The sequence below is a fragment of the Streptomyces sp. NPDC030809 genome (assembly GCF_055572195.1).
Window position 1 is genome coordinate 42,399 of the sequence record NZ_JBVIDV010000035.1, and the last position, 13,059, is coordinate 55,457.

The 13,059-nt window shown below is 73.2% G+C and carries 12 protein-coding genes and 1 other RNA gene; 10 read left to right on the top strand and 3 right to left on the bottom strand.

Going from position 1 to position 13,059, the window contains the following annotated elements; all coding sequences use genetic code 11:
* Nucleotides 1-10 precede the first annotated feature (10 nt).
* Nucleotides 11-1,045 carry an isopenicillin N synthase family dioxygenase gene (locus tag ACZ407_RS32560; protein WP_468134711.1) on the bottom strand — a complete coding sequence of 345 codons (1,035 nt, stop codon included), beginning with the start codon at nt 1,043-1,045 and terminating at the stop codon, nt 11-13.
* A gap of 315 nt (nt 1,046-1,360) precedes the next feature.
* Here ACZ407_RS32560 and prfB point away from each other — a divergent pair, with 315 nt between their 5' ends.
* The gene (gene prfB / locus ACZ407_RS32565; RefSeq protein WP_468134713.1) at nt 1,361-2,470 is read left to right on the top strand and encodes a peptide chain release factor 2; all 1,110 of its coding nucleotides are present in this window, start codon (nt 1,361-1,363) and stop codon (nt 2,468-2,470) included.
* A 141-nt stretch (nt 2,471-2,611) separates the two neighbouring features.
* On the opposite strand, the gene ACZ407_RS32570 is transcribed toward prfB, so the two are convergent.
* Nucleotides 2,612-2,803: a hypothetical protein gene (locus tag ACZ407_RS32570; protein WP_468134715.1), complete on the bottom strand. Its 192-nt coding sequence runs from the start codon at nt 2,801-2,803 to the stop codon at nt 2,612-2,614.
* 212 nt (nt 2,804-3,015) lie between these two features.
* On the opposite strand from ACZ407_RS32570, the gene ftsE reads away from it, so the two are divergent.
* From ftsE to ssrA, 5 genes are all read left to right on the top strand, one after another.
* Nucleotides 3,016-3,705, top strand: coding sequence for a cell division ATP-binding protein FtsE (ftsE, locus tag ACZ407_RS32575; protein WP_226735442.1), 690 nt, complete (start codon nt 3,016-3,018; stop codon nt 3,703-3,705).
* Nucleotides 3,706-3,723: 18 nt separating this feature from the next.
* Nucleotides 3,724-4,647: a permease-like cell division protein FtsX gene (gene ftsX / locus ACZ407_RS32580; protein WP_468134718.1), complete on the top strand. Its 924-nt coding sequence runs from the start codon at nt 3,724-3,726 to the stop codon at nt 4,645-4,647.
* 67 nt (nt 4,648-4,714) lie between these two features.
* Nucleotides 4,715-5,962: a S41 family peptidase gene (locus ACZ407_RS32585; protein ID WP_468134720.1), complete on the top strand. Its 1,248-nt coding sequence runs from the start codon at nt 4,715-4,717 to the stop codon at nt 5,960-5,962.
* An 18-nt stretch (nt 5,963-5,980) separates the two neighbouring features.
* Nucleotides 5,981-6,469: an SsrA-binding protein SmpB gene (smpB, locus tag ACZ407_RS32590; RefSeq protein ID WP_468134722.1), complete on the top strand. Its 489-nt coding sequence runs from the start codon at nt 5,981-5,983 to the stop codon at nt 6,467-6,469.
* Between the two features lie 86 nt (nt 6,470-6,555).
* Nucleotides 6,556-6,948: a transfer-messenger RNA gene (gene ssrA, locus ACZ407_RS32595) on the top strand.
* 69 nt (nt 6,949-7,017) lie between these two features.
* On the opposite strand, the gene ACZ407_RS32600 is transcribed toward ssrA, so the two are convergent.
* A complete protein-coding gene (locus tag ACZ407_RS32600) occupies nt 7,018-8,316 on the bottom strand; it encodes an MFS transporter (RefSeq protein ID WP_468134724.1) in 1,299 nt (432 codons plus the stop codon).
* A gap of 85 nt (nt 8,317-8,401) precedes the next feature.
* Here ACZ407_RS32600 and ACZ407_RS32605 point away from each other — a divergent pair, with 85 nt between their 5' ends.
* The 4 genes from ACZ407_RS32605 (at nt 8,402) to ACZ407_RS32620 (ending at nt 12,992) form a co-directional block, all read left to right on the top strand.
* The gene (locus ACZ407_RS32605) at nt 8,402-9,373 is read left to right on the top strand and encodes a LysR family transcriptional regulator (protein ID WP_468134726.1); all 972 of its coding nucleotides are present in this window, start codon (nt 8,402-8,404) and stop codon (nt 9,371-9,373) included.
* Between the two features lie 207 nt (nt 9,374-9,580).
* Nucleotides 9,581-10,948 (top strand): nitrate/nitrite transporter, encoded by a 1,368-nt coding sequence (locus ACZ407_RS32610; protein WP_468134728.1) that lies wholly within the window; start codon nt 9,581-9,583, stop codon nt 10,946-10,948.
* Nucleotides 10,949-11,094: 146 nt separating this feature from the next.
* Nucleotides 11,095-12,264 carry a uroporphyrinogen-III synthase gene (locus tag ACZ407_RS32615; protein WP_468134730.1) on the top strand — a complete coding sequence of 390 codons (1,170 nt, stop codon included), beginning with the start codon at nt 11,095-11,097 and terminating at the stop codon, nt 12,262-12,264.
* Nucleotides 12,265-12,419: 155 nt separating this feature from the next.
* A complete protein-coding gene (locus ACZ407_RS32620) occupies nt 12,420-12,992 on the top strand; it encodes a CGNR zinc finger domain-containing protein (protein ID WP_468134756.1) in 573 nt (190 codons plus the stop codon).
* Nucleotides 12,993-13,059: the final 67 nt, after the last annotated feature.

The window sequence follows — 13,059 nt, forward strand, 5'->3', positions numbered from 1 at the left end:
GACGGCCCCGCTACGAGCCCAGGACCGGCTCCTGCGCGGCCGCGACCAGCTCCGGGTGGTGGCGGCGGGCCACCGCCGGGTGCGCCCGGACCCAGCCCTTGAGCTCGTTGAGCCCGTACTCCGCGTGCAGCGGGTTCGAGGCGTCGTGCGCGACGCCGGGGGCGTGCTCCAGGTAGTCGCCGGGCACCGTCTCGATGACCGCGTCCAGGCGGGGGTTGTAGAAGAACGGCACGGAGAAACGTTCCGTCGCGCCGGGCGGGCTCACCACGCGGTGGTCGGTCGCCACCAGGTACCCCTCGGTCGCGATCTCCAGCAGCTCGCCCAGGTTGACCACGAACGCGCCCGGCATCGGCGGCACGTCCAGGAAGCCGCCGTCCTTCACCACCTGGAGCCCGCCCACCTCGTCCTGGAGCAGCAGGGTCAGGAACCCGTAGTCCTTGTGCGCGCCCACGCCCTGGTCCGCCCCGGAAGGCGCCGACCCGGGGTAGCGGATCAGCTTCGTGTGCAGGTGCGGGCGGTCGGCGAAGGCCTCGTCGAAGAAGTCCTGCGGGGCGCCGATCGAGGCCAGCAGCTCGCGCAGCAGCCGGTGCGCCACGCCCGCCAGCCGCTCCTGCCACTCCAGCACCACCGTGCGCAGCTCGGGAAGGGCCGCCGGCCACTGGTTCGGGCCCTCCAGCCACAGGAACGCCGGGTCCTCCGGGCCCACCACCGGGGCCGGGCGCTCCGCGCCCACGTCCAGCTGGTCCCGCCAGTCCGAGGCCCCGCCGGTCAGCTCGTGGCCGATCCGCGTGTAGCCGCGGAAGTGCGGGGAGTTCAGGTTGCTGACCGCGAGCCGGTCGGACTCGGGCAGGGCGAAGAACTGCCTGGTCAGGTCCAGGATGCGGGCGGACTCGGCGTCCGTTATCCCGTGGCCGGTCAGGTGCAGGAAGCCGGTGTCGCGGGCGGCGGCGTGCAGTTCCTTGCGGAAGGCCTCGCGCTGGGCCGGGTCGTCGGCACGGGAGAGGTCGAGGACGGGAAGAGGGGTGTCGAGGTGCGCGGACGGCATGACGGCTCCGTTTCGGATGTCACGGGGTCCTGTTCCCCAGAGGTGGTGGGGCAGCGGGCGGGAGGGGCAGTCGGCGGTGGTGGGCCGAGGGCTGCGGGTGCCGTGGACAGGACCGGTGGAAGCAGGCGGGATGAGGCGCTTGGTTCTAGTCCGACGGTCGACAGCTCATGGTGGTGACGCGCATGTAGTCCACATGGCGGCGCATCACGAGCACAAGAGTCATAGCCCGAGGGTACGCCCCCGCCGCCGACTCCCAGAAGCCGGTGATCGCCCCTGGACGGTCAGGACCGCCGGGTGACCGGCTACGCTGGGGGAGTGGCAGTCGTCGATGTTTCCGAAGAGCTGAAGTCCCTCTCCTCGACCATGGGGTCGATCGAGGCCGTCCTGGACCTCGACAAGCTGAGGGCAGACATTGCCGTGCTCGAGGAGCAGGCCGCGGCCCCGTCCCTGTGGGACGACCCCGAGGCTGCCCAGAAGATCACGAGCAAGCTTTCGCACCTCCAGGCGGAAGTCCGCAAGACCGAGACCCTGCGCGGCCGCATCGACGACCTCGCGGTGCTGTTCGAGCTGGCCGAGGAGATGGACGACCCGGACACCCGGGCCGAGGCCGAGGCCGAGCTCGTGTCCGTGCGCAAGGCACTGGACGAGATGGAGGTCCGCACCCTGCTCTCCGGCGAGTACGCCGAGCGCGAGGCGCTGGTCAACATCCGTGCCGAGGCCGGCGGCGTGGACGCCTCCGACTTCGCCGAGCGCCTCCAGCGCATGTACCTCCGCTGGGCCGAGCGCCACGGCTACGCGACCGAGGTCTACGAGACCTCGTACGCGGAAGAGGCCGGCATCAAGTCGACCACCTTCGTCGTGAAGGCCCCGTACGCCTACGGCACCCTCTCCGTCGAGCAGGGCACCCACCGCCTCGTGCGCATCTCGCCCTTCGACAACCAGGGCCGCCGCCAGACCTCCTTCGCCGGCGTCGAGGTCCTGCCGGTCGTCGAGACCAGCGACCACGTGGACATCGACGAGTCCGAGCTGCGCGTGGACGTGTACCGCGCCTCCGGCCCCGGCGGCCAGGGCGTCAACACCACCGACTCGGCCGTGCGCATCACGCACATCCCGACCGGCATCGTCGTCTCCTGCCAGAACGAGCGCTCGCAGATCCAGAACAAGGCCAGCGCCATGAACGTCCTCCAGGCCAAGCTGCTGGAGCGGCGCCGCCAGGAGGAGCAGGCCAAGATGGACGCCCTCAAGGACGGCGGCAGCTCCTGGGGCAACCAGATGCGCTCCTACGTCCTGCACCCGTACCAGATGGTCAAGGACCTGCGCACCGAGTTCGAGGTCGGCAACCCGCAGGCCGTCCTCGACGGCGAGATCGACGGCTTCCTGGAGGCCGGCATCCGCTGGCGCAAGCAGCAGGAGACCGCGAGCTAGCCGTCACGGGCGAGCGGGCCGGGCCGTCACAGGCACGCAGTACGCAGCACGCAGACACGCAGAAGGGCCCCGGGTGCGTCACGCGCCCGGGGCCCTTCCGCCTGCTGTTGCACGCTTCATACGATCGGTTGAGTGCCCGGGCTACGCGGTGTGCCCTGCCACGAGGGCCAGTGCGGCCACCAGGACCACCAGGAGCGCGACGAGCGCCATCGGGTTCAGGCCGGCGAAGGGGCTCTCCTGCTGGAGGCGCTCCCGGTTCGCCCGGCACACCGGGCAGCGGCCCTGGGCGACGGGCGCCGCGCAGTTCGCGCACACGAGCCGGTCATATGTCATGCGCTCTCCTCCTCTCGTCCCCTTGAACAACGCTGGAGGGAACGGGTCCGTTCCCCCTCCCACTGTGCCAGCTTCGGGAACATTCGGCGCGGCCCGACGGATGATCCGTCCGAGAACGCGGACATATCGGTCAAGTATGGACGCCGGCTGCCCTCCTCGCGCGCTGTCGCGTATGGTCACGCACACCTACTCCCGGCGACCGTGGTGCACCCGTGATCCGATTCGACAACGTCTCCAAGTCCTATCCGAAGCAGAGCCGCCCCGCCCTCAGGGACGTCTCCCTGGAGATCACCAAGGGCGAGTTCGTCTTCCTGGTCGGCTCCTCCGGCTCCGGAAAGTCCACCTTCCTGCGGCTGCTCCTGCGCGAGGAGCGGGCGAGCCACGGCCAGGTGCACGTCCTGGGCAAGGACCTCGCCCGGCTGTCCAACTGGAAGGTCCCGCAGATGCGGCGCCAGCTGGGCACCGTCTTCCAGGACTTCCGCCTGCTGCCCAACAAGACGGTCGCGCAGAACGTCGCCTTCGCCCAGGAGGTGATCGGCAAGCCGCGCGGCGAGATCCGCAAGGCCGTGCCGCAGGTCCTCGACCTGGTCGGCCTCGGCGGCAAGGAAGAGCGCATGCCCGGCGAGCTGTCCGGCGGTGAGCAGCAGCGCGTCGCCATCGCGAGGGCCTTCGTCAACCGGCCGGCCCTCCTCATCGCGGACGAGCCCACCGGCAACCTCGACCCGCAGACCTCCGTCGGCATCATGAAGCTGCTGGACCGGATCAACCGGACCGGCACCACCGTCATCATGGCGACGCACGACCAGCAGATCGTCGACCAGATGCGCAAGCGCGTCATCGAACTCGAACAGGGCCGTCTCGTACGCGACCAGTCGCGCGGCGTCTACGGCTACCAGCACTGAAAGGCCTGAAGAGACGCCATGCGCGCCCAGTTCGTCCTGTCGGAGATCGGCGTCGGCCTCCGCCGCAATCTCACGATGACCTTCGCCGTGGTCATCTCCGTCGCCCTGTCGCTCGCCCTGTTCGGCGGCTCCCTGCTCATGCGCGACCAGGTCAGCCAGATGAAGGGCTACTGGTACGACAAGGTCAACGTCTCGATCTACCTCTGCAACAAGAACGAGGCGGAGACGAGCGGCGGGGCCAGCTGCGCCAAGGGCGCGGTCACCGCGGAGCAGAAGAAGACCATCGAGGCCGAGCTCAAGAAGATGGACCTGGTCGAGAAGGTCACGTACGAGTCGGCCGACGAGGCGTACAAGCACTACAAGGAGCAGTTCGGCGACACTCCGCTGGCCGCCTCCATCACCCCCGACCAGATGCAGGAGTCCTTCCGGGTCAAGCTGAAGGACCCCGAGAAGTACAAGGTCATCACCACGGCCTTCGCCGGCCGGGACGGGGTGCAGTCCGTCCAGGACCAGCGCAGCGTGCTGGACAACCTCTTCGGCCTGCTCGACGCGCTCAACAAGGCCGCCCTGATCATCATGCTCATCATGCTGATCGTGGCGCTGCTGCTGATCGTCAACACCGTGCGGGTGTCGGCCTTCAGCCGTCGGCGTGAGACCGGGATCATGCGCCTGGTCGGTGCCTCCAGCTTCTACATCCAGATGCCGTTCATCATGGAGGCCGCCTTCGCCGGCCTGATCGGCGCCTTCGTCGCCTGCGGGATGCTGGTCACCGGCCAGTACTTCGTGATCGACCACGGCTTCGCGCTCAAGCAGAAGCTGGAACTGATCAACTTCATCGGCTGGGACGCCCTGGTGACCAAGCTGCCGCTGGTCCTCGCCATCGGCCTGCTGATGCCCGCGCTGGCGGCCTTCGTCGCGTTGCGCAAGTACCTGAAGGTGTGACGAGCGCCCCGCGAGCGGTACGGGCAACCTTCCGTACCGCGCGGGGCGTTGTCCTAGACTCGGCGGCATGCCGGGTCGTCCCGTCTTCCGCCTCCGGCCCCGTGACCTGCGTCGCGGGGCCGTTCTGACGTTGGTCTTCCTCGGGGTGCTCGGCGCCGGGGCGGCCGGCGGCTGCTGGCAGCCGGAGGACCCGCTCGCACGCGAGTACGCCTCGGCGGCCGAGCCCGGCCGGGACTCCCGGGGCTTAACCGGGGCGGGCGGCCGCTCCGGCCCGGCCCGCGACCCGGCCGCCCCGGCTGCCGCCACCGCCGACCGCGCGGCCGTGGCCCGGGCCGCCGCACAGGCGATGGCCGACGGGAAGTCCGGGCAGCAGGCCGCCGAGGACGTGGTCAGCCGGAGCGGGGACCGGTGGGGCGTGGTGTACGGCCGCTCCGAGTACGAGGAGTTCGCCCGCTCCCTCGACGGCAGCTACACCGGGGTCGGCCTGCGGGTGGAACCGCGGCCGGGCGGGCGGATCGCGGTGGCCCAGGTGCGCCGGGGCGGGCCCGCCGACCGGGCCGGGATCCGGGCCGGGGACCGGCTGCGGACCGTGGACGGGCGCCCGGTGGACGGGCTGCGGCCGGCCGGGGTGATCGCCCTCCTGCGGGGGGTCCCGCAGGACGCCGCCCCCGGCAGCCCGGTGGTCCTGGTGCTGGAACGCGCCGGCCGGGCCCGTACCGAGACCCTGCGGCGCGAGCGGCTGAGCACCGCGCCCGTGACGGTCCGCACGCTGCCCGGCGGGGTCACCGTCATCAAGGTCGCCGCCTTCACCCGCGGCTCCGGGGACCGGGTCCGCGAGGCGGTGCGCAGCGCGCCGCCCGGCGGCGGGGTCATGCTCGACCTGCGCGGCAACCCGGGCGGGCTGGTGAGCGAGGCGGTCGCGGCCGCATCGGCCTTCCTGGACGGCGGGCTGGTCGCGACGTACGACGTACGGGGCGCCCAGCGGGCCCTGTACGCGCCGCGCGGCGGGGACACCGGGCGGCCGCTCGTGGCCCTGGTCGACGGGGGCACGATGAGCGCGGCCGAGCTGGTCACCGGCGCCCTGCAGGACCGGGGGCGGGCCGTGACGGTCGGCACCCGCACCTTCGGCAAGGGCTCGGTGCAGATGCCGACGGAGCTGCCGGACGGCTCGGTGGCCGAGCTGACGGTGGGCCTCTACCGGACCCCGGGGGGCCGCACCCTGGACGGCCGGGGGATCGCGCCGGACCTGGCGGTGGGGGAGCGGGTCGAGGAGCGGGCCCGTTCGGTATTGAGTGGCCTCGGGGCGGGGTCGTAGTGCGAAAATGACCGCACTATGGCAAAGGAAAAAGGGCGCAAGCTGATCGCGCAGAACAAGAAGGCGCGGCACGACTACACGATCCTCGACACGTACGAGTGCGGGCTGGTGCTCACCGGCACCGAGGTGAAGTCGCTGCGGCAGGGGCGGGCCTCCCTGGTGGACGGCTTCGTGCAGATCGACGGCCACGAGGCGTGGCTGCACGCGGTGCACGTGCCCGAGTACAGCCAGGGCACGTGGACCAACCACAGCGCCCGCCGCAAGCGGAAGCTGCTGATGCACCGGGCCGAGATCGACAAGCTGGAGTCGAAGGCGCAGGAGTCGGGTCACACGATCGTGCCCCTGTCCCTGTACTTCAAGGACGGCCGGGCGAAGGTCGAGATCGCCCTGGCGAAGGGCAAGAAGGAGTACGACAAGCGGCAGACCCTGCGCGAGAAGCAGGACACGCGCGAGACGAACCGGGCCATCGCGGCCGCGCGCCGGCGGCAGCGCAGCGCCGCGGTCTAAAAGGGCTTGGCATCACGTGGCCCGTTTCGCGTACCATGTGGGCAGCGCCACCCCCTCGGGGGCGGAGCACATTGTTAACAGAACATGGGGATGATCGGTTTCGACAGCGGCTGTCGAAACAGGAGAAGCGAGCCGAGGAAGCGGCAATGATCTCGTTAACCACGTGTCGCAACCAATAATCGCCAACACCAAGAGCGATAACTCCCGCTTCGCCCTCGCTGCCTAATTTTAGGTAACGAGCAGAAGCCTCTGTGAGGAGCGTCAGCCCGGGGATGGTCCCGACCCGGATCCTGGCGTCATCAAGGGATCTAAACCTCCACCTCCGGTCACGGGGGGTGGGGGGAAATCAAACAGTGACTGAGCCCGTCGGAGACTTGTCCGCGTGATCTCCGGGGCCGAGAAACTCATAGCGGACTGCGCTCGGAGAAGTCCTTTTTCCGCACCGTTGGACGCGGGTTCGATTCCCGCCATCTCCACTCATCCCATGTGGGCGAAGGCCCCGCCGCCGGTTCCGGCAGCGGGGCCTTCGTCATGCCCGGGGTCAGTCCTCAGTATGGGAGCTGGGTCCGGTCCGTCGTACGGGTGGCCGTGGTGCCCCGGTGGCGCAGGAGGGGGAGGGTGAGGAGGAGGGCCGTGAGGGTGGCGAGGGCGGGCAGGGCGTAGGCGGGGGCCGGGCCCAGGCGGTCCACCGCGGTACCGGCGGAGGCGGCGCCCGCGGCGATGCCCGCCAGGAGGGCGGTCACGGCCAGGGTCATCGCCTCGTTCAGGCGGCCCGGCGGGCTGGTGCGCTGGACCAGGGTCATCGTCGTCACCATCGTCGGAGCAGTGGACATCCCGGCCCCCAGCAGGGCGCAGGCCAGCAGCAGGACCGAGCCGGACGCCGCCGCGGCCAGGGGCAGGGCCGTCAGTGCGGCCATCGCCGCCACGCACAGCAACAGGCGGCGGCGTACCGAGGGGGCCGGGCGCAGGGTGCCGTACAGCAGGCCCGCCAGGCAGGAGCCCATGGCCTGTACCGCGAGGACCGGGCCCGCCCCCGCGGACAGGCCGTGCGCGTCGAGGAAGGCGATCGAGGCCACCTCCATCGACCCGAAGACCACGCCGAGGGCCAGGCACATCGCCAGCAGGCGGGGCATCCCGGGGGCCCGCAGGGGCGCGGGGCCGACCGCCGTCCCCCCGCCGCCGGCCGGGGGCTCGGTCGAGCGGCAGGAGCAGAACAGGAGCATGCCCGTCAGCAGCAGGGCCGCGCCCGTCAGGGTGCCCGCCTCCGGGAAGAGGCTCGCGCACAGCAGGGCCGCGAGGACCGGGCCGCACATGTAGCAGAGCTCGTCCACGGCCTGCTCGAACGCGTTCGCCGTGTGCCGGGCCGCCGGGTCCTCGCGGAACAGGTGCGCCCAGCGGGCCCGGGACAGCCCGCCGAGGTTCGGGGTGGTCGCCGTCGCCGCGTACGAGGCGAACAGGGTCCAGTCCGGGGCCTGCGTCCGTACGCACAGCACCAGGGAGAGGGAGCCGAGCACGGCCAGCACGGTGGCCGGGACCGCGATGCGGGCCTGCCCGTGGCGGTCCACCAGCCGGGCCGTCCAGGGCGCGACCAGGGCGGTCGCCGCCAGGCCGGTCGCGGTCACCGCCCCCGCCAGCGCGTACGAGCCGCGCTGGCCGGCGATCATCATGACCGCGCTCACGCCGAACATCCCCATCGGCAGCCGGGCGACGAGGTTGCCCGCGGTGAAGGCCCGCGCGCCCGGCACCGCGAAGAGCCGGCCGTACGGGCCCGGGGCGCGGGCCGCGCGGCGGCGCGGTGCGGGAGCGGCGATGACCAGGGTGCTGCCCGAGACAGTGAGGATCGGCATGGAAAGAACCCTCGCCCGGGGGCCCGGCCGCGGTCCAACACCTACCCGGCCGCCATTCACGCGGCTGTGTTGTTAATCTCGGCGCGTGACCGAGTACCTGGACCCCCGGCTGCTGCGCGGCTTCACCGCCGTGGCCGAGGACCTGCACTTCACCCGGGCCGCCGCCCGCCTCTACGTGGCGCAGCAGGCGCTCAGCCGGGACATCCGCCGGCTCGAACGGGCCCTGGGAGCCGAGCTGTTCGTACGCTCCACCCGGCAGGTCGCGCTCACCCCCGAGGGCGAGCGGCTGCTCCCGTACGCCCACCGGGTGCTCGCCGCGCACGAGGAACTGGCCGCCGCCTTCCGCGGGCCCGCCGCCCGGCCGCTGCTCGTGGACGTGAACACCGACGGGCCCGGCACCGCCCGCACCGTGCTCGACCGGGCCCGCGAACTCGTCCCCGGCTGCGAGCTGATGGCCCGCTTCGAGAGCGGGCTCACGCACAGCGCCGCCGAGGTCGCCGCCGGGCGCCTCGACGTCACCTTCGGCCGCTTCGCCGGGCTGCCCGCCGCCCTGCGCGCCCGCCTCGCCCACCAGCCCGTCCGCTGCGAGCCGCTCGCCGTGCTGCTGCCCCTCGGCCACCCGCTGGCCGGCCTGCCCGCCGTACCGCTGGCCGCCCTCGCCGGCGAGAGCGTGTACGCGGGCGCCGGGAACCCGCGCACCGCCGAATGGACCGACCTCGCCCGGCGGTTGTTCGCCGGGCGCGGGATCCGGGTGGCGCCGCCCGCACCCGTGGCCATCGGCAAGGAGGAGTTCGGGCGGGTCATGGCCAAGACCCGCACCCCGGTCCTGGCCACCGTGTCCTTCGCCGACCTGCCCGGCGCCGTGAAGCGGCCGCTGGCCGAGCCGGTGCCGCTGTCCCCGCTGTCGATGGTGTGGCGCCCCGGCTTCGCCCACCCCGGGCTGGACGCGCTGCGCCGGGCCGCGGCCGAGCTGGCCGCCGCACACGGCTGGCTGGACCGGCCCGCGGGCAGCTGGCTGCCCGAACCCGACGCGGAGCTGATGTCCGCGACGGGCTGATGCCGGGACGGGCCGGGGTCCGCCCCGGCGTTCGAGCGCCCGTGCGCCGTACCCCCGTGTGCCCGTGTGCCCGTACGCCCGGGCGGCTCACACCCTGCGCCCCGCCCGGGTGAGAGCAACGTTCCGCAGCGGTCATCGCGCGGGCACGGGGAGCGAAACGCGCCATCCCTACGGTCGGCTCCACGACACGAGAGCTGTGGAGGCGTGATGACCGCACCGCGCACGGGAAGCCGCTGGATCGAGCAGTGGGACCCCGAGGACGAGACCTTCTGGAAGGAGAGCGGCGAGCGCACCGCCCGGCGCAACCTGCTCTACTCCGTCTTCTCCGAGCACATCGGATTCTCCGTCTGGTCGCTGTGGTCCGTGATGGTCCTCTTCATGGGACCGCAGTACGGCATCGACCCGGCCGGCAAGTTCTTCCTCATCGCCACCGCCACCCTGGTCGGCGCGCTGGTCCGGATCCCGTACACCTTCGCCGTGGCCCGCTTCGGCGGCCGCAACTGGACCGTCGTCAGCGCCCTCCTGCTCCTCGCGCCGACCACCGCCGCGCTCGCCGTCATGGAACCGGGCACCTCGTACACCACCTTCCTGCTGGTGGCCGTGCTCACCGGGGTCGGCGGCGGCAACTTCGCCTCCTCCATGACCAACATCAACGCCTTCTTCCCGCTCCGGCAGAAGGGCTGGGCCCTCGGCCTCAACGCGGGCGGCGGCAACATCGGCGTGCCGGTCGTCCAGCTCGCCGGGCTCCTCGTCATCGGCACCGCGGGCGCCGGCCACCCCCGCCTGCTCCTCGCCGCCTACCTGCCGCTCGTCGTGCTCGCCGCGATCCTGGCGTACGTACGGATGGACAACCTCGCCCCCGTCCGCAACGACACCGGCGCCGTCCGCGAGGCCCTCCGCGAGCGCCACACCTGGATCATGGCCTTCCTCTACGTCGGCACCTTCGGCTCCTTCATCGGCTACAGCTTCGCCTTCGGGCTGGTCCTCCAGACCCAGTTCGGCCGCACCCCGCTGCAGGCCGCCTCCCTCACCTTCATCGGCCCGCTCCTCGGCTCGCTGATCCGCCCCGTCGGCGGCCGGCTCGCGGACCGCTTCGGCGGGGCGCGGATCACCCTCGGGACCTTCGTCGCCATGGCCGCCGCGACGGCCGTGGTCGTCGCCGCCTCCCTGCGGACCTCGCTGCCCGTCTTCCTCGTCGGCTTCATCGCCCTCTTCGTCCTCAGCGGGCTCGGCAACGGATCGACGTACAAGATGATCCCCGGCATCTTCCAGGGCCAGGCGGAGGCCCGGGGCATGGCGGGCGAGGCCGCCGCGGCCTACGGGCGCCGCCTCTCCGGCGCCTCCATGGGACTCATCGGCGCGGTCGGCGCCCTCGGCGGACTCGGCATCAACCTCGTCTTCCGCGAGGCCTTCCTCAGCTCCGGCTCCGGCACCGCCGCCTTCGTCACCTTCCTCGGCTTCTACGCGGTGTGCTGCGCCGTGACCTGGGCCGTATACCTGCGCCGGCCCGCCCCCGCCCCGGCACCCGCCCCGCACGCGGCGGCCGAGCCGCAGTCGGGCTACGCGCGGGTGTGACGGCGGTGCGGGAACGAACGCACCGCCCGTTACCGCCGCGAAATACCGCCGAACCGAGCCCGTCACGCCCCGTTGGCAGGCTCGGACCGGCGCACCTCCCCATGCGCCGCCCCCATGCGCCGCAATGCACGCCGAGGCAGGTCACCATGCAGGTCACGACGGACGGGCACCGCGAGAACTCCGGCCCCGGCACCGGCCCGCTGTCCGGGTTCACGGTCGGCGTCACCGCCGCCCGCCGCGCCGACGAACTCGCCGCCCTGCTCCGCCGGCGCGGCGCCGCCGTCCACCACGCGCCCGCCCTGCGGATCGTGCCGCTCGCCGACGACAGCGAACTCCTCGCCGCCACCAAGGACCTGATCCACTCCGCCCCCGACGCGGTCGTGGCCACCACCGCCATCGGCTTCCGCGGCTGGATCGAGGCCGCCGACGGCTGGGGCATCGGCGAGGACCTCCTCGCCCGGCTGCGCGAGGCCCAACTCCTCGCCCGCGGACCCAAGGTGAAGGGGGCGATCCGGGCCGCCGGACTCGTCGAGTCCTGGTCCCCCGACTCCGAATCCCTCGCCGAGGTCCTCGACCGGCTGCTCGCCGACGGGGTCGCGGGCCGCCGCATCGCCCTCCAGCTGCACGGGGAGCCGCTGCCCGGATTCGTCGAGGCCCTGACGGCGGGCGGGGCCGACGTGGTCGTCGTCCCCGTCTACCGCTGGCTGCCGCCCCAGGACCCGGCCCCGCTGGACCGGCTGCTCGATGCGGCCGTCGGCCGCGCCCTGGACGCCGTGACCTTCACCTCCGCCCCCGCCGCGGCCTCCCTCCTCTCCCGCGCCGAGGAACGCGGCCTGCTGCCCGGCCTGCTCGACGCCCTGCACGGGGACGTGCTCGCCGCCTGCGTGGGCCCGGTGACCGCCCTCCCGCTCCAGGCCCGCGGAGTGGACACCGTCCAGCCCGAACGCTTCCGGCTCGGCCCCCTGGTCTCCCTGCTGTGCGGGGAACTCCCCGCCCGCACCCGGGTCCTGTCGGTCGCCGGCCGGCGGCTGGAGATCCGCGGCCACGCCGCCCTCGTCGGCGAGGACCTGCGCCCGGTCCCGCCCGCGGGCATGGCCCTGCTGCGCGCCCTGGCCCGCCGCCCCGGCTGGGTCGTGCCGCGCGCCGAACTCCTGCGCGCCCTCCCCGGCACGGGCACCGACGAACACGCGGTGGAGACGGCCATGGCCCGCCTCCGCGCGGCCCTCGGCGCCCCCAAACTCATCCAGACGGTCGTCAAGCGGGGCTACCGCCTGGCCCTGGACACCCCCGCCGACGACACGTACGCCCGCGGGTAGCCCCGGGCGCGGCACCGGGGCCGGGCCGGGACCGGGACGCGCCCGCCCGAGGGGCCCCGGATGCGATCGGTCCGCGGGGTTCCGGAACCGCGGCGGCGGGGGCACTCTGGGGTGGCGGCAGGGCACTCTCTCCGGGAGCCGAGGCGGTGGCGGACATGCGGGCGCACGGGCTGTGGTTCGACTCCGGGCGCACCTGCCTGGACCTCCTGGCCACCGGCGGCCCCGAGGAGCGGCTGCGCAGCGCGGGCGAGCTGCGCTGCTGGCTGCTCGGCGCCGGGCTGGTGCCCCCGGGCACCCCGCTGCACCCCGTGGACGGCGAGTGGCTGCCCCCCTTCCGCGCCCTGCGCGCCGACCTGTCCGCCCTGGTGCGGGCCGAGCTCGCGGCCGTCCCCGCCGACGAGGCGCTGGCCCGTGTCAACGCGCTGGCCGCCGGCCCACCCCCGGGCCTGTGTGCCGTACGCGGGGAGGACGGGGAGCTGGTGCGGGCCCTGCGCGGCGGGCCCGACCGGGCGGCCCTGCTCGCCGCCGTGGCCCGCGACGCGGTGGAACTCCTCACCGACCCCGGCGACCGGGCCCGGCTGCGGGCCTGCGAGGGGGACGGCTGCACCCGGGTCTACCTCGACACCTCCCGCGGCCGGCGCCGCCGCTGGTGCTCCAGCGAGCTGTGCGGGAACCGGGAACGGGTCGCCCGGCACCGCCGCCGCGCCGTCGCCGCCCGCACCCCCTGAGGGCCGGGTGCGGACCGCGTGCGGCCCCCGTGCGGCCCTCGTGAGGACCGCAACGGCCCGGACGCCT